The organism is Neobacillus sp. YIM B06451 (genome assembly GCF_032667185.1).
GTDB lineage: Bacteria > Bacillota > Bacilli > Bacillales > Cytobacillaceae > Bacillus_D.
The window spans coordinates 118089-135199 of sequence record NZ_JAVFKJ010000014.1 but is presented as its reverse complement, the minus strand read 5'-3'; the positions used below and the strand labels follow the sequence as shown (position 1 = coordinate 135199).

General features: G+C 34.7%; 18 protein-coding genes. 4 read left to right on the top strand and 14 right to left on the bottom strand.

Annotated features, from left to right (window positions below):
• Window positions 1-300 precede the first annotated feature (300 nt).
• The 11 genes from RB160_RS19420 to RB160_RS19370 form a co-directional block, all read right to left on the bottom strand.
• Window positions 301-1119 (bottom strand): hypothetical protein, encoded by an 819-nt coding sequence (locus RB160_RS19420; protein WP_316572093.1) that lies wholly within the window; start codon window positions 1117-1119, stop codon window positions 301-303.
• 149 nt (window positions 1120-1268) lie between these two features.
• A complete protein-coding gene (locus tag RB160_RS19415; protein ID WP_316572092.1) occupies window positions 1269-1802 on the bottom strand; it encodes a DUF4367 domain-containing protein in 534 nt (177 codons plus the stop codon).
• Window positions 1803-1940: 138 nt separating this feature from the next.
• On the bottom strand, window positions 1941-2576 hold the full coding sequence (locus RB160_RS19410; RefSeq protein ID WP_316572091.1) for a CPBP family intramembrane glutamic endopeptidase: 636 nt from the start codon (window positions 2574-2576) through the stop codon (window positions 1941-1943).
• Between the two features lie 142 nt (window positions 2577-2718).
• Window positions 2719-3018, bottom strand: coding sequence for a hypothetical protein (locus tag RB160_RS19405; protein WP_316572090.1), 300 nt, complete (start codon window positions 3016-3018; stop codon window positions 2719-2721).
• 334 nt (window positions 3019-3352) lie between these two features.
• Complete coding sequence (locus RB160_RS19400) at window positions 3353-3640, bottom strand: hypothetical protein (RefSeq protein WP_316572089.1); 288 nt, start codon at window positions 3638-3640, stop codon at window positions 3353-3355.
• 294 nt (window positions 3641-3934) lie between these two features.
• Window positions 3935-4780 (bottom strand): alpha/beta fold hydrolase, encoded by an 846-nt coding sequence (locus tag RB160_RS19395; protein WP_316572088.1) that lies wholly within the window; start codon window positions 4778-4780, stop codon window positions 3935-3937.
• Between the two features lie 156 nt (window positions 4781-4936).
• Window positions 4937-5431: a YoqH family protein gene (locus RB160_RS19390; RefSeq protein WP_396954748.1), complete on the bottom strand. Its 495-nt coding sequence runs from the start codon at window positions 5429-5431 to the stop codon at window positions 4937-4939.
• A gap of 267 nt (window positions 5432-5698) precedes the next feature.
• Window positions 5699-6073: a DUF3888 domain-containing protein gene (locus tag RB160_RS19385; protein WP_316572086.1), complete on the bottom strand. Its 375-nt coding sequence runs from the start codon at window positions 6071-6073 to the stop codon at window positions 5699-5701.
• A 91-nt stretch (window positions 6074-6164) separates the two neighbouring features.
• Window positions 6165-6506 (bottom strand): hypothetical protein, encoded by a 342-nt coding sequence (locus RB160_RS19380; protein ID WP_316572085.1) that lies wholly within the window; start codon window positions 6504-6506, stop codon window positions 6165-6167.
• 436 nt (window positions 6507-6942) lie between these two features.
• A complete protein-coding gene (locus RB160_RS19375; RefSeq protein WP_316572084.1) occupies window positions 6943-7863 on the bottom strand; it encodes a TniB family NTP-binding protein in 921 nt (306 codons plus the stop codon).
• The gene (locus RB160_RS19370) at window positions 7850-9817 is read right to left on the bottom strand and encodes a Mu transposase C-terminal domain-containing protein (protein ID WP_316572083.1); all 1968 of its coding nucleotides are present in this window, start codon (window positions 9815-9817) and stop codon (window positions 7850-7852) included. The genes RB160_RS19375 and RB160_RS19370 overlap by 14 nt, the downstream gene beginning before the upstream one ends.
• Window positions 9818-10432: 615 nt before the next feature.
• Between RB160_RS19370 and RB160_RS19365 the strand changes: the two genes are divergently transcribed.
• Complete coding sequence (locus RB160_RS19365) at window positions 10433-10843, top strand: hypothetical protein (protein WP_316572082.1); 411 nt, start codon at window positions 10433-10435, stop codon at window positions 10841-10843.
• A 168-nt stretch (window positions 10844-11011) separates the two neighbouring features.
• On the opposite strand, the gene RB160_RS19360 is transcribed toward RB160_RS19365, so the two are convergent.
• Window positions 11012-12859, bottom strand: coding sequence for a TniQ family protein (locus tag RB160_RS19360; protein WP_316572081.1), 1848 nt, complete (start codon window positions 12857-12859; stop codon window positions 11012-11014).
• A gap of 178 nt (window positions 12860-13037) precedes the next feature.
• On the opposite strand from RB160_RS19360, the gene RB160_RS19355 reads away from it, so the two are divergent.
• The 3 genes from RB160_RS19355 to RB160_RS19345 all read left to right on the top strand — a co-directional run bounded on the left by RB160_RS19355 (window position 13038) and on the right by RB160_RS19345 (window position 15840).
• Complete coding sequence (locus RB160_RS19355; RefSeq protein ID WP_316572080.1) at window positions 13038-13409, top strand: hypothetical protein; 372 nt, start codon at window positions 13038-13040, stop codon at window positions 13407-13409.
• A 69-nt stretch (window positions 13410-13478) separates the two neighbouring features.
• Entirely contained in the window at window positions 13479-15137 is a 1659-nt protein-coding gene (gene recJ, locus RB160_RS19350; RefSeq protein WP_316572079.1) for a single-stranded-DNA-specific exonuclease RecJ, read from the top strand.
• A gap of 322 nt (window positions 15138-15459) precedes the next feature.
• Window positions 15460-15840: a hypothetical protein gene (locus tag RB160_RS19345; RefSeq protein WP_316572078.1), complete on the top strand. Its 381-nt coding sequence runs from the start codon at window positions 15460-15462 to the stop codon at window positions 15838-15840.
• 259 nt (window positions 15841-16099) lie between these two features.
• Here the strand turns inward: RB160_RS19345 and RB160_RS19340 are convergent, their stop codons facing one another.
• Together RB160_RS19340 and RB160_RS19335 are read right to left on the bottom strand one after the other, a co-directional pair.
• Window positions 16100-16537, bottom strand: coding sequence for a hypothetical protein (locus RB160_RS19340; protein ID WP_316572077.1), 438 nt, complete (start codon window positions 16535-16537; stop codon window positions 16100-16102).
• Between the two features lie 191 nt (window positions 16538-16728).
• Window positions 16729-16962, bottom strand: coding sequence for a hypothetical protein (locus RB160_RS19335; RefSeq protein WP_316572076.1), 234 nt, complete (start codon window positions 16960-16962; stop codon window positions 16729-16731).
• Between the last annotated feature and the right edge of the window lie 149 nt (window positions 16963-17111).

Here is a 17111-nt window from a genome sequence, read left to right as displayed (position 1 = left end):
TCCTTTTAATTTGTCACATAAAAAACTTTCTAATGTAGATTTCGTCTTACTCCATTGCAATCCAATCACCATCTCTTTTCAGGTAGTCTCGTTTTCTTATATATTTAATGGTTTTCTTGAACATTCCTGCCCCGTTTGTTCAATAAGGAATTCAACAAAAGGTGATTTAATCCTTCTTGGTCAAAGCACCCGTATGTTTAAGAACATTTCTTCACAATCTATTTAGGTTTTTATTTGTCTATATAAAAAAAGAGAAACGTCTCTTCTCTAAAAGGAACGTCTTCTCCGTCTAAACTATATTTAATCAAACATCTGGCATTGTTTTTGGATTACTTCTTGCTGAATATTTTTCTCTATTTTTACGCTTGTCACTTGCAATCCAGTTAGGTTTGAATCCCTTACCGAAAAGGTAAGTCGATCAAAATCTCCACCGTGATGTCCTGAATAGTTCAAAGCACTGGCAAAAATGATATGTCTTCTTGGATCCCCATCAATGGGTTTAATTATAATTTTTGGACACATAAAAAAATCCGAATAGGATGGACCCAAGGAATATAAATAGCGTGTAAACAATGCTTCTTCAAGCAATTCTTCTTTAGTAGGTCCATCGAGTTCTTTTCTCCACCCTACTGCGAGCCAATCATATAGAGGTTGAGACTTTAATCGTATTTTTTGAGTTTTTGCCGAAACAATTAATTCCCCGTCTTTAGCAGTGCAGATTTTGCGTTTATTATCATCTACACACGTATATGCGGGTTCAATAGTGATTACTTCATTGTTTCTCATTTCCAAAGTCAATTTGTTGGATGGATTTTCTAATAATCCCTCTTTTGTTCCATTTACTCGGCTAGAATTATTAAGCCAGTATATTACTTTTCTAAGTACCCGCTCTTGAAAACCATCGTTGATACTGAATACCCGCATTTGCCCAGCATTATTTTCAATCTTAATGTCTTGAACCTCATAATGCTTTAATGAATGCATTCTTAATTTTTCCAAAAAAGGAACCTGTTGATTGGTATTATTCTTTGCTCCTGCTACTTGACTGGAGGAACTAAGTGAAAATACAATAACGAAAAATAAAACAAAATAATATGCGAATAAGTAGTTTTTATTCATCCAGATACCCCTCATATAACTTTTACTACTTATTCTGTACATTTTATGCTTCCTTATTAAGCTAATCTGCCCCGTTTGCTCAATAAGGAATTCCACAAAAAAGGGCGTTAGTCCTGCTTGGGACTAACGCGTATGGTTTTATTTAATAATTACTTCATAGAGCGTGCGATTTCCAGCATCTTCTCCATTGGTATTCTTGAACTATCAATTTCAATATAAGTTCCTTCTTGTGTCCACTGAAGTAATCCGCCAGTAACAATTTCTCCTTTACTGTCAACTTCACCGTCATTTCCCCATTTAGTTAAATTGCCTAAATGCCCATTTATCGTTATTGTCTTGGCATTGGGTTTATTCTCTTCCTTTTGTTTCATTAAATTTTTCTTTTGAGTAATGCTAACCATCATTTTTTCATCGTTTTTATCCATATAATGCAAACTGAAACTGGTGAAATTGGTCTTTGCTTCCATAGGGTAAGTTTTGACTTCTAATGTCCAATCGTATGGTACATTTTTAGGGACAAGGACATTAAAATCAACGTGCTTTTTAATTGCGGAAATAGTGATACTGTTATGGTTATATTTGAGCTCTCTTTCTTTTAGGGGTACTTCAAAGGCTCTAGTAAGATTGTGTGCCGCAAGGACCATAAAGCAAAAAACGAGTAATATTCCTAGTTGTCTTTTCATAAATACACCTCGATGTAAGTCTGCCCTCATCAAGGTCTATTTATGATTTCTTACTGAGCTAACCTGCCACGTTTGTTCAATAAGGACTTCAACAAATAAGGGCGTAATCTTTAAACATCAATGCCTATTAGCCATCCCTTATTCAAAAAAATAAGCACCAATTAAAGCCACGCATGATGAAAATAGATTCCATAGGATATGAAGGGTAATGGGAACCGATAATCTGTTAGTTTGATAATAACTGTAAGAAAAAACGATTGATAACCAGAATATTAAAGGAAAACCTTGTAAGGTCATATGCCATCCAGCGAAGATTACAGAGGTAAGGAGAATGCTTAATAAAAAAGTGAACTTCTTTATAAAAGAGGTAAATATAATTCTTCTGAATATTAACTCCTCTAAAAGTGGTCCTATAAAAACAAATGGAATAACCACTAAAGGGATAGCTTGTGTTATTTTCGTTGAATTTGATACTTCAGATGTGTAAAACAATGGCGTTATTGTAGCGATAACTATAAAACCAGCTATCGCTATAAAAAACCATTTGATAATTGCAAGTATGGATTGTTTTACCGTTGATTTTCTCTTGTCAAATACTATTTCTTTTAAATCGTCTTTCAATAAATATAACGTTACTAATAATAAGAAGGGGGAAAGCGTAAAGTTAAGTATAATGACTAAACTTCTCGGATAATTTAAAAGAAAAGTGAGTAGATCACCAAAAAGTCCTACTCCAAAATAAATTATCAAGGCATATACATAATTTTTTTTCATATATACTCCACCCGACTATATATATTCCGTACAACAGGAGTATTCTTCCTAAACTAACGTGCACCTTGAGATTAATAAGGAATTCAACAAAAAGGTGCCGTATTCCTTCTGGATTATAGCACCCGTTAGATTAACGAACCTATTATTTATAGTTGATTTTCTTCTTCATTAAAATTACTACCACTGTGTTAAATAAACCACCTAGAACAAAAGCAATTCCATAATATAATCCACCAAACACTTGACCAAACCCATCACTTGCTTGGAAAAACCACCAAAAACAAGCTAACGCATGTAATAAAAAACTTAAACCGATGAATTGTGCAATTGTTTGTATGAGGTTACCTGATTTTTTAATTCTAATAATCGCAAATGTTAGGCTGATTAAGAAAACTGTTCCCATTACTCCAAAGTAAAGAAGACCTTCTAATTCAGAAGACACGTTTTTCCACCTCCAAATTATAAAAGTGTAATTTTACACTAATTATAACAATTTAATCATAATTTGGAAATACCCTTCTTCAACTAAACTGCCCCGATAGTTCAATAAGGAGTTCAACAAAAAGGAACCTTAATCCTGCTGGATCAACGCACCCGTATGTTTAAGTACATTTGTTCACAAATCAGTTTTCAAGCCTTTTAAAAAAAACGCCGATATAATCACTCAAAGGACTAATCATTTTTTGTAATATTACCCTAAATTTCACGGAATGCTAAATTGGATGAAATAGTTTTTTCATAATCAGAGGAAACCTGTTCAAAGATGTCCCTTTAATTTAATAAGGATTCATTTTGTCGGTATCTTCCGCTTTTTGTTTAGCGTATAATCCTGCTTTTACTAGGCCAATACCTAAAAGAGAAAGTGCACCATTAAAAATAACTGAAAATATGGCAAAATCGCGAACTTCTATTATAAAAGAGTAAATTAAGCCAGCTAACATAGATAGTAAAACAATAAATGTAAAATGAATACGAGTAAAAAGAAAACTTATTGCTCCACTTATTAGGAGCACAAGAGAACCCATAATAAAGTAGTGAAAGCTAAAGATCATTAAGAATTCCAAGGTATTGCCCCCTTATTCTTATTACATTATAAATTTTCCCAAAAAACGGAAATTCCTTCTTTCACTAAACTGCACCGTTTGTTCAATAAGANGCACAAGAGAACCCATAATAAAGTAGTGAAAGCTAAAGATCATTAAGAATTCCAAGGTATTGCCCCCTTATTCTTATTACATTATAAATTTTCCCAAAAAACGGAAATTCCTTCTTTCACTAAACTGCACCGTTTGTTCAATAAGACTTTGCTAGAGACCATTTAATCTCTCCACCTCAACCTTACCAAAATTCAGTTAGGGTTAGAGATTTGATTTCAGGAAGTTGCTTATAACTTGACGAAATAATTGCCTTTCTTCGAGAAAAGGATAATGATTGCTTACTTCAAACACCACTAATTGTGATGTTGGAATCAGTTCATTCATTTCAATTGAGAATGAAGCAGGACATTGTACATCATATTTTCCACAAAGAATTAAGGTTCGAGTGGAGATTTGTGCTAACTCCCTGGTTACGTCAAAGATGGCTGCTTCCCGAGCAAAAAAATTCAATCTTGAAGCAGACATCCCTTTGTTAATCTTTAATGAAAAGTAATTTTTATATTGGTCTGGACGATATAATGACAGTTTTGTTCTTTCTTCTGATAATTGCTGTCTTTTAATTGCAGACAGATCTTTCTGCTTCAAACGCTGAATAAGCTTCTGCATAAGAGCGAATTTGGGATGTTCAGGATGATAGATACACAGAGGGGATAAGTTATACTTTCTGGCCGCTGACCCGACAAGGATTAATGAATTTAAAGATTCGGGAAAGTGAATGCCATAAATGACTCCGATCATTCCTCCCGTTGAATGTCCCGCAAAGATCCAGGTTGAATAACCTAAAGCCTCTCTAATAGCTTCAAGGTCATAAACAGCATCCAGCATACTTAATTCGTGGGCTTCAACTGCCTTACTTGAGTTACCTGTATCTTTTAAATTCACAAGAATTACCTTATTTACATCTGTAAAAGTTTCAGCAAAGTAATCTCCCGTATTATTAAATTCAGAATAGTGATGGGTAACACAAACAGGTGTACCTTTTCCTTTAATAAATATTTCAAAAGTTCCACGTGGAGTTTCAATAATCTCCGTATCCCAATATGTCAAAATCCTTCCCCCTTTAATAAACTGTTTTCCCCTATGAGTGTAAAACTTCTTAATGAACTAAACTGCCCGTATGTTCAATAAGGAATTCAACAAAAAAGTGCGCAAATCCTTTATGGATTTACGCACCCGTTACTTTAAGTACAGCGTTTTACAAATTTACTGGTCGTTCCTTTTGCATTTATTTAATGTACTTTGCAAAATAACAGGTCCTAATTTATTACTTTTAGAATTTGAAAGTCGAAGTTCCACTTTTGTATTAACAGTCATTTCTCCAGATATTTCGTCAAATTTACCCACATAAGGAGTTCCTCCAAACCAACTTGGAACGTCCTCCTTTATTGGATACATCTTAAATCGCCAACTGATTTTGTTCGGTATCTGGGCAAATCCTTCATATTGGTCATATTCCCCGAATGATGAAGGTGAAGGCAACCAATCAGCGTAGATACCTACGCTTTTTCGTTCTCTAATGGGACTCATTGGTGCATTCGTATAAGGCTTCTTCACTTTCGTAATTAAAGCAGTTCCTTTGGCATTTGGAATACCCTTTACTGGATGAAGCACTATGCTGCAAGGATATGATACTACTCGGGTACGCTCTGCATTGACTTTACCTGAATGGAGTGAAGTTAGAACAAGTAGTGCCGATATGAATTTAAATATTTTATTCAGTGGAAACTACCCCCGCGTTTTTAGGATAGTTTAACCTATAATTTTTTTGAAATTCATATGAGAAGAACAACTAAATAACAGTGGAATAGAATTCATTCTTAGAACTACCATTTATTCAAGATAACTGCCCCGTATGTTCAATATGGAATTCAACAAAAAAGGCGGCTAATCCTGCCTGGATTAACGCACCGTTTGATAATGAAGTGCTCTTCTATAACTCAAATTGTAAATTCGCAATTAAAAAAATCAAGGGATATTAAATGTACTCCAATCACTTTCGGGTATAACCTTGTTAAAATAATCAATTGGTATTATTTTGTGTCCTTGAATATTAAAAGTTATTATTTCTTGCATATAGGGAGGACTGTGTGGCCCCTGAAAAGTTACTACTTGAACTTTAACTATAACGGAATCTAGGTCCTTTTCATCTTGTCTAATTTCTAATATCTTCTCTTTACCCTGAAACCAATCCCCACCGACAACTAAAAGGATATGTCCCCTTAGATGGCTAATTAAACTTTTTTCCAATAAATCCTCAGCCAATTCGGCAGCGGTGGAGTAAGTAGGTAAAACCAATAACATAGAAGTAAATATCAATACAGATACTAAATGCTTTTTCATTATGTCACCTCAGTCTTATTATTTGATGACTGAGAATTTTTTATAATTCCCTTGTTCAACTAAACTGCCCCGTTTGTTCAATAACAAAGGATTATACATCTTCAAGCAGTTCCTCCAACCAGCGTTCATACCATTCGAGAGGTAGTTTTACTTTTGTTAAATCCATCTTTTGTAATTCTTCTATGGAATAGGTATTAGCCAAAAATAAACCCCACTGGCATTCAATATCGCGAGCTATTAAAAGGGCGTGTTCTGTATTTTTAGACACTTCATCATCTTCAAAAATCATTGTGAAATTATCGCACCACTGAGCAAAATCGTAATCAGAAAAGTGATTTTCGCCTTTACTTATTTGAGTCAATAACACAATTAAATTTTCATAGATATAGGGTAAGTTAATGGAGGTACTATTCAAGTTCCAAAAATTTTCCATATCTATCCCCCTTTCCTATTAATTCTTCAACTATACTGCCCCGTTTGTTCAATAAGCCTTTGCTAGAGACCATTTAATCTCTCCACCTCAACCTTACCAAAATTCAGTTAGGTTAGAGATTTGATTTCAGGAAGTTGAAAAAAATAAACACGATGAATGTTAAAATTAGTATTAAACCAAGCATGTTTTTAACCATTATTATCACCTTTCTTTACTTTCGCATTTTTAGTCAATTGTATTCTCAAAAAATTTTAGCGCGCTTTTTAAAGATTTGGAAAAATGATTTGTTTTTTGCATCCTAATATTTTTATTTAAAATTGAATTTAATGCCTTTGGAAAACTGGGGTTTCAATTGTAAGTTCCTATTTGAATAAACAAAAAAACTTGAACCTATTAAGTTCAAGCTTTTGTCGCTATGGGAAGTGTGAACCATTCTTTATAATTTAAATGTTTCATGAATAAAAGGATTATTCTCTTTTCCTTTTAAGATGTAGGAATGCATATGATATGACTTTGCCAAATCCGTTAAATCAATTTTTTCTTTTCCTTGTTTGATAGCGTTTAAGGCGGCATTACGGATGAGCTTCATGATGGAATTCATTATTCCATCCGTTGCGTACATAATACGGTTCGCAAAATTCTCTTCTCCTATACCCGTTAACTCATCGAAAGGTAGTTGTTTATCGATTTGATGCAACAGCATTTGAAATTCCCTTATTCGTTGTGTGTTCTCTACACCAAATGGAGGGAGGGTCTCCCTCATGGAGAATCGCCTTTTCAGTTGAGGATTTGATTCCAAAACAGTTTCAGCATCCTCCAAACCGAATAATACAACAGGCACTTTTGTTCGATTTATTAAAGACTTAAAGCAATCCGCGACCTCGAAGTTAATTTTTTGATTTTCTCGATGAACAAAATGTTGAAATTCATCCAACATAATCAACTCAACCCCGCAATTTTTAATTTGTTTCACAAGCCTGCGGTTTTTATTCCCGACTTTACCGCTATTAGGGAAAGGATCGCCAAGTTGTTCTAACATAGCCTCCAGAAATGCGGGTATTTTTGTTGGGCTGGGGATTTCGCTCCCTAGGATTTTCCTTTTGGTTTGTGTGCCATCGAAAGTAACTCGGTCATGAAATTGGATATAACTTTCAAGCAGAGTTGATTTTCCAGAGCCAGATGGCCCCGTAATTAACATACATTGCGGGTCTTTGGAAATTGCGGTTGATTCATGGCACTCCTTAATTGCGTCCAAGATTTTTTTGAACCTTGGATGTACAATCCTGATCGTTTTTATCTTTTCCATTTTTTGTTCAATAGTCATGCTTGAGTAAGCTTGCCCCTCAATTTTTTGCATCAAAATACCCCCAATCATCATCCAAATCTATTTCGTCCATATCAACAGTTGGTTCTGTTGCAACTGAAGGAAGCTTAACATCCCTTAATGAAGGTTTTGGGTCATCCAGTGTTAATTCCCGATTTGTCCCTTTGCCTTCAGCTCTTTTAAGTTCCAAAACTTGTTTAGCGGTTAAGTTTCTTTCATCATCATACTTTGCCATCATCTTCGCTTTTGCCCTAGCCAATGAGCTTGGGTCGACTTTTAAATTTTCCTTCCTGTTGTTCTTTAAAATAAGCTTATGGGCATATTCATTCAAACCTTCCGTGTAAGTTTGATCGGTACAAAGGGCTTCGTAATATTTCCCCTCAAATTCATCAAAGACATATATCCTCGAAATATCGTTCGGGTCATATTTATACTTCACTTTGTTCGCTTTCCCTTTGGCTTTTAATTTTGACTTTAGCCTCCCCAAACTGTCATGACGATAAAACAAATTACCTTTCCTTATACCAGTATGTTGGATGCTGCCGAAATTTAATTTCATTAGGGCAATTTTCCAATCCAACTTGGAAGAAGGGATAGCGGGACTAGGTAAATGTTCAAATGCTGTTTTCCAAATACGGGCAGGGACACCGTTAACTCCTCTATTCACTTTATGGGCGTAATAATCAATAAGCCATATGTGAAAGATCTCAAGGAAGCCATTAAATGTGATAGCGGCCTTTTTTTTAGGATTATAATCTCCTTTCTCAAGAACATTTGAAAATGTGGTACCTGGAGTCTGATGGACCAGTTGTTGATTGAGTGTCCTGAAATGTCGTTCAATTGCACCTTTGTACCAAGGCATCCTTACTGGGCAATGATAAAGTTCAATCCCTAATTGGAAGCAAGCTTCTTTTAAATGTTTACTTCTGAATTCCTTCCCGTTATCAACAACCAATAATTCAGGTAATCCATAAGCGAGCCACTCATTCTCGACACTCGGATATTTAGTCTTCACATAGGTCTTAGGTGAAATGGCGTGCAATAAAGCATGCATTACAGAGGTATAGGATGGCGGTTCAAAGCCTATATAGATTCCCAGGGGATAACCCGTACATACATCTATAAGGCTTGTTATGGTCGGTCGTTTTAATGGCTCAAGCGTATTGTCGTCCAACAACATAATATCTAAAGTTGTATGGTCCACTTCAACCCTTTGCAATGGATACTTAGGTTTTTCTTGTATCAGGGCTTGCCTATGCTTTAGCCAGGCTGCTCGACTACCTTTTCTCCCTTTATCCAGGTCATAGGCATCTCTTTCTAATATTCGCCTCCTAATTGTTGATTCAGATGGATGTTCTAGCCTATCTTCAAAATTCCTGTTGATGTTCTCTTTATCAATTTCATGATAGACCAGTTCATAAATTGTTATGACTGTAATTTTTTCTCGTCTTTTGTAGAAACCATCAATAATACGGTCAATTATGATCTCCACTTCTTTTGAGAGCATTTTTTTCTTGGGTCCATAACTTTTGGACACCAATGATGAAATTTCCCCCTCACTTTCAATATAACTTTTCAGCCAACGATAAATGGACGCTCTTGAGACTTTTATTCCCTTCCGCCCTAGTTCTTCAATTCTTCCAAGAACATATGGGTTTAAGGAATTTACTTCTATACCTAGCAGAGGTTCAATTACCATGAAACGGAATTTAGCCTCATCTTGTTGTTTTTGTTGAAACATTGAAAAGTCATCAATTTGGTAGGATAGTCCACTCCCGTTTTCATCTGGTTGTCTGCCTTGAACGTTGAATTGCAAATTCCCAGCATCCAAGTGGTGCAATAGTTCAAAAAGGGTGAATTGTTGTTCCACATTGGCAAATTCCAAGTCTTTTACAATGAATACATCCTTCTTGATTTCTTCCTTAATTTCAAAAGGCCGATTGTTTAAGATAAACCGAGTTCCTCGACTAACGTGAACTTTACCCATAATCTTTTTTCACCTCACAGGAAGAATTCCAGATTAATAACAGGTATGGGCGCAAATCTGGTTTTTTATGCGCAATTTACTTAATTTTCTATTCAACAATAGAATACAAGAGCGCATGTTCTACTTGCAAATGCAATTTATGGAAAAATAAGGAAAATGTATTTTTATATATTTTTATTTTTATCTCACTTTTTTTGAAAGAACATCATGTTATTAAAAACTCAAAAATGTATTTATACTGGTTAAGGTCGAAATAAAATAGAAGGAACTCATCATAAACTACGTAACGGGTTCGGTCTTCGAGTACAAAAAATAAATTTGCACACAAGTTAGGAGCCCAATTTTCAATGGAATTGGACTCCTGCTTTTCTTCTTGTAGATATAAGAGGGACTTCTGTACACTTAAGTGGGTTTTATCACCTGGCTTCGAACCACTTTTAGTAGGCTGACTTCAAGTTATTTTCAGCCTGTCAATTTGTATGCTAATTGCTATGCGGATTGATGTGCTGAAATTGAAAAGTAAGTTTTTGGATATTTATGTTAAAATGATAAAGAAGCTTATTCAACATAAGGGGCAGGTTAGTTTAATAAGGATTACCAAAGGAGTGAATGAGAATGAGTTTAGCTTCCTACATTGGCTGTAATATAGAATTGACAATTAACGATGATGAATATTCAGACGCTTCTTTTTACATTGGAAGATGTTTTGCGGGAGAAAGCGAACTGCAAAATGTAAGGAACTATCAGTTTACTACCCCTTATGTTTACGAGGTATCAAGTCATTGGGGAATTGAGATTTCGGAATATATGAATCAAGAAACGTGTGCTGAATCAAAAGTAAAGCTGTTAGAACTTTGTAAAAGAATGGACAGTTATCTGGAAAAAGGGGATTACTTTGAACTGTATAGCTGTTGGATTGGAGAAGAAACTGACAATCGAGAGGGTGAGATAACTCTCCAAATCAATAACTTTGATATTGACCAGATTGAAATACCAGAAAAAACATTAGTGAGGTTTGAAAAATAAGGCTTCTTCAACTAAAGGGTGCTAATGTAGAACAACGCATTAATGTTAATATAAAAAAGCACGGAGCGTTTTTTTATAGCTCTGATCTTTTTTGTGCTAATTTTATTGCTAATTTACAGCTATGGTGAGTTTGCAAATTATTACTAACAAATCTGGCAATATAAATGGCTATTTAACCTGCCCAGCTTGCGATTGTTGTAATACGAAGTCTAAATCCTCCCTCTTAACCATTACTTTTCTACAAACGCCCTCGAAGTAATTTTTTAATTTGGATCTTCTTATCAGTTTATAAATTTGTCCCATCCTCATTCCATATTCCTTTGATGCTTCCTCAACCAGGATATATTTTGTTTTGAAATCTTCAACACCTGACACACCAAAGTAATAAGTTTTGCGCTTGTTTTTAGTAATTGTTATCTCCACTGGTCTTATCAAGTTATGCTCGATCATTTTGTGGATTGTTCTTTCACCGAATTTCAAGATTTGGGAAACATCTTTTAATGTATATCCTTTATTTTGTATGCGCTCCTTATGGTACAACTCTCTTAGCTGCCTTTCATCAAAATGCAATTCAGAAATACTTGGATTCGGACAATGAGCAAAAGCATCTAAACTTCCCGAACGGACATGAGAAAATAATTTACCAAAGGAGTATCCACTTGTCCCGTATTTTTCAATACACATTGCGATAGGAATAACATTACTGTTAGTTTCGGAACTTCCCATTCTAACGTTTAATGTATCCAGCAAAGAAAATACATCCTCTTTATTGAGGGAACAGTGATTTATAGGGAGTGCCGCCTCTTGTAAGACCCCATGGCTTATAATAGAATTTATCCCTTCCATACTAATTCCTAATATCTTAGCAGCCTCCCCTTTAGTAATAAGGATCCCCTTTTTATTTTTATAATTTGTTATTGCTTCAATAGTTTCTTCTTTATTGAAATAAGTGTTTTCTTGATTTCCCCTTTTAATTTTCCTGGGTTTTAATATTTCCAATTTGCACAAATTTTTAACTTCAATTTTTGTTAATCCAAAATCACTTATCAAGTCATTTTTAATATAGAAATTTTGTACTCTTTTTTGAAATAATTTCAGGTCATAGGTAGATACATTTCTAGAGAGGTTTCCTTTTCGGATTTCCTCATCTTGGTAGTTATCATAAAATACAGAAAGAAAATTTAACTCCTTGCTTTCCTTAAGCATTTTTTTGAGTTTGCTTACCTTCCTTTTTCTTTGTTCTGAATTGATTTCATCCAGGCAGTCCAAAGTCTCACTAAAACTCATTGGAAGTTCTTGATAAAACCAGTAGACATTTGCCAGGAACAGCCCAAACTGAAAATTGTCATAATAACCCCCTTTATGCATTTGCGTAGTAAGCAACTCCTGGTTAGTTTTAATGAAACTTCGATGGCCTTCTAATAAATTTTGCGCAAATTTCATTCCAACAATAAACTCCCCTAGGGAACTGAATTGATTTAAATCTGATTTTTGACCGAGAATCATTTTTTGAATTTCTTGTTGGGATTTATAAATGTAATCATTGGTTGGCAGTGTTTCAGATGTTGAATTATCTAATTCAAAGCCGCAAGAGTTACAGTAGCCATTTATTAAAGACTTTTGAGTTACCTTTTTACCGCAGCCCTGACATTCATAAAGTAAATACATTCCATGTTTAACACATACAGTGGAAAAATTAATTCCCCATAAAAACCTTTGATATTTTCCATCCTTTAAACACCCAGGACAATATTTGGTTCGTGAACGTAAAAAAGTGAGTTTATGATATTTCTCAGGAATCCTTGCGAAAAAATTATTTGAATGAGGCATTAGAAGCTCCGCCGATGATCCAGCTATTTCTGCAATCTTATTTATCGCTTCCCTTGAAAATTCGTTTTTCTCTAGGTTCCATGTATTCGCCCCGATATATTCTAATATCATTTTTGGAGAACCATAATAATTTGTACAAGCTAACCGATACACATAACTTGAAAGGCTCTCGTCGTTATGAATCAAGGGCTTAATAAGTAATTGTGTGATAACTTTAACCTCCTATTTTTTATACATGATTACCAGTTTTCAAAACATATATACAATTTCATTTACCAGAATGCGAGCTTACTATAAAAAATATTGAACATAGGTTTAAAACTTTGGATATTGGTTGAAAATGGAGAATTATAGGAGGGATAAAATGAATCTGAGGCAATTCTTTTATAATGGAATAAATATGAATATGCTGAAAGCGAAGCAATTTTTGATTCAAAATAAAAGACATGGTTATTTGTTTTACCAACCACAGATTGTTGAACTACAAACAACCGATTCATTTGATTTATTCTTCTACTTGTGCAAACCAAAGGATTTTCAATCCATTGCTTTCCCAATTCCTACAAGTGTCTATAAAAATGGGTATCACTATTCGGATGCACCTTACTACTTTGCCGATTATTTTGGCACAAACTATATTCCAGATGTTGAACTGTTTTTGCACATGGAAGTTTATGAAGGAATTGAATGGAGTTGGATATACCAACCTTTAGACTTTCAGACATTCGACGTTTAAACGGGTTTCTAATATCGAGTTTAAATTAATTAGAAATCGTTGCGATTCTAAGGAAGGAAGGCAGTAAGCTTGGACAATTGGGCCCCATTCGATTTGCCGCTAGAAGTACATCCAGACAAAGGGTTAATCACTTATTTGGCACGTCAGTTTAATATTGAACCAGTATTAATGCATCATTTATATGTTCATGGATTAAAAGATGAAGAAGCGTTATCCGTTTTTCTTTTTCCATCACTTAAAGACCTGCATGACCCTTTTTTATTAAATGATATGCAAAAAGCGGTTTTTCGTATCGCCCGTGCCATTCAACGAAGAGAAAGAATTTTAATTTTTGGGGATTATGATGTTGACGGCATTAGCTCCACTGCTCTTTTATACCAATGTTTAAAAATGTTTAAAGCGAATATTGATTACCGATTACCCACTCGAAGTGAAGGATATGGTCTTTCGGCGTTAGCCGTGGAGCTGTTTCCTAGTGACATTGCACTTATTATTACGGTCGACAATGGATCTAGTGCCCATGATGCAATGGGAGTTGCAAAAAGAAAAGGAATTGATGTGATAGTTACAGATCATCATGAGATTCTTGGCGGAAATCCTGACTGCTTGGCGTTTATCAATCCGAAGAGAAGTGATAATAGTTACCCTTTTACTGGCTTATCAGGAGCAGGAGTTGCTCTTAAATTGGTACAAGCGTTATTTAGGGCAGCTAAACTTGATTGGACAACCTACGCACCACAATTTTTAGAATTAGCATCCTTAGGAACAAAAGCGGATTTAATGCCACTAAATGGGGAAAATCGGATAATCTGTTGGTTTGGATTGAGGAAAATGAATACTAGACCGCAACCATTATTAAAAAAATTATTTACAACGTTAAAAGTTAACTATGTAGACAGCTCTACTATTGGTTTTCAAATCGGACCAATATTAAATTCATGCGGCCGTATCGACGATCCTAACAGGGCTGTAAGGGCATTGGTTAATCCAACGCCATCTGACCAAGAATTGTGTGAATTAATCGATTTAAATAAAAAACGACAAGAGTTAACGAGCATTCAATTTCGTCAGATTGCGCAAAAAATTGTTGAAAATCAATGGTACAAACAAAAGGTAATAGTGGTCAATGGTGAATTTGAAAATGGAATTATCGGAATCATTGCTTCGCGGATAACCAATTCCTTTAAAAAACCAGCGATTGTCATTTCCCAGAATGGAACAGGTTCAGCAAGAAGTGTTAATGGAACAAACTTTTCTATTATTGACGTTATACAAAAAAGCTCGGAACATTTAACCAAATATGGAGGTCACCAAGCAGCCGCAGGACTCTCAATTGATTTAAGCAAATTTTATGCTTTTAATTTGTCTGTTCAAGAAGCGGCCAAGGAACAACAGCTAATTAGCCCAAAAGTGAACTATATTGGCAATATTTCATTATCAGATTTTCCAATACATCTTTTTGATGACCTGTCAGCTTTGGAGCCTTTTGGGGTGGCTTTTCCAAAACCGTTATTTTACTCTTCACCTATGGTTATAAAGCAGTATCAAACTTTCGGAAAAAATAATGAACATTTAAAGTTGTTTATAAAAAAGAGAGAAGCGCAAGCTTTTTTTCAAGGGGAATTTAGTTCAAAGTTACAAGGTTTTTCTTTAACTGAATTACTATATACACCAAATTGTATTAAGAAAAAGAATTTTCTTATCAATGATTTAAGGATTGCTAAGTAAAAGAGGACAAATGATAAATATATTCAACCTTATCACAAGGAAAAAGGTCGTCGATTAAGCTGCCTTTTTGTTCGTTTTTTCTCATACTTCACAATTTCATTTATTTTAACAGAAAATGTATACAAATAATCTGCTGGAACATGGTTCTTGATTGATTTTCAAAACTTTAAGAACATTTCCGTAAACAAGGTTGGAATTCTCACTTTTATTTGCGAACCGTAACAGAATATACAAAATTTTGACAATTAACCATCAATTTATTAATTATGATGGAATTGAAAGGATATTATAAATTTTTACGCAGCCGCGTGGGAGGTGTTTATTGGTTATGGTAAAGGATCAAATTGAAAAAGCAAAGGAAGAAATCAGAAAGTTGCAGGAGTTCGTAGAACTTGCAGAATCATATCGTCCTGACACACCAGAAAGGCATATTATTAGAGAGTATGCGTTCCATAACAGTATGCCACTTGTCATTAAGAACTTAAATAAAAAAGGCATATTAAAGGATGGAGCAGAAATCATTAAAAAGGATGTAATATACGTACTCAATTCTAAACCGAAAGATGAACTCCACAGAATAATCCAATCTTGGTACAAAAGGAAAATAAGCAGTAATAAAAAACAATATTCAGGTACGCCTAAGAAACCTCGAAGGAATAGGAAACTGGCTTTGTTAATGGCACTGAAAAATGATAAAAAATAATACCTTATCAAATAAAAATAACGGGGTTCGGTTTTGAAGTGCAAAATTCGAATTAAGAGTGCTATTCATGTAGTAATTTGCAAATGAGTCGCAGGCATTTTGCTATGTAAATTAGCATAGAAAAATGGTTGGAGCAATTAATGTTCCAACCATCTTAACCATCTTTTTTTGTACTATATTTTCTTTAAGATTAGCACCCGTTTGTTCAATAAGGAATTCAACAAAAAAGCGTTAATCCTCCTGAATCAACCCACCAAGTTTACTTAATCTCAACATCGAATATATATGATGCCTGACCATCTGACCATTTTCCAACTACTTCGTATATGAAGTAACCACTCTCTGATGGAACAGTGATGTAGTTACCTGCTAAATTAACTTCTTTAGATTCCCCGTCTTCATTCCATTGGTAAACAGCTAAATCAGGGTTATCTTCAATAACGATTTCAATTTTCTTGTCCTTTTCTACTGTCAAAGTTTTAAAATCCTTGGCGATTTCTATTGGCGAAACAGTGTCAATTGTCTTTATTGTAGTTTTTCCACCATCCCACTCATATTTTCCTCCCATCATTTGATATTCAGTTTTATCAATAATAATTTTTCCTGATACGGGTATCTGATTTAGATTAGAAAAACGTTGCCAACCACATCCAGCAAGAATTAACGATAATGAAATCATAACAATTGCCTTTTTCAAATTGACTCCTCCCTCTTAATCCTCTTTAGAAAAGCAAATCTCTTTAGCTCTAACTAATTCAACTAAACTGCCCCGTTAGCTTAATAAGTTCTGTATATGCATTTAAACCGCTCTACGGCTGGATATTTTTCACCTAAGGGCGAAAATCCTTCCTGGATCAACGCACATGGTAGTTGAGGTTCGTCAGTATTTTATTCCCTCTTGAAAACTCCAATAGCTATTAGTATTAACCCAATTAAGAAAAAGAACCAGACAAAAAAGTTATTAAAAAAACCAGGATAATGCATCATACCTGGCGTTGACATCCCAGCAGAAGCGAATCCAGCATCCCTAACAGCAACAGACAATCTTTCAGCAATTCTTTCAGCAGTAAAGAATATGCCACTGAGTGAAATAAAAATCGCTCCAAGAATTCTATGTGTCATACTATTTCCCCCTTGATTTGTTTACTATATTCTTGTTATTAAAAGCTACCCCTTGTTCAACTAACCTGCCCCGTTTGTTCAATAAGGAATTCAACAAAAAAGACCCAAGGCCTTCCTCAAACACCGTACCCGTTAGCTATCCATGAAGC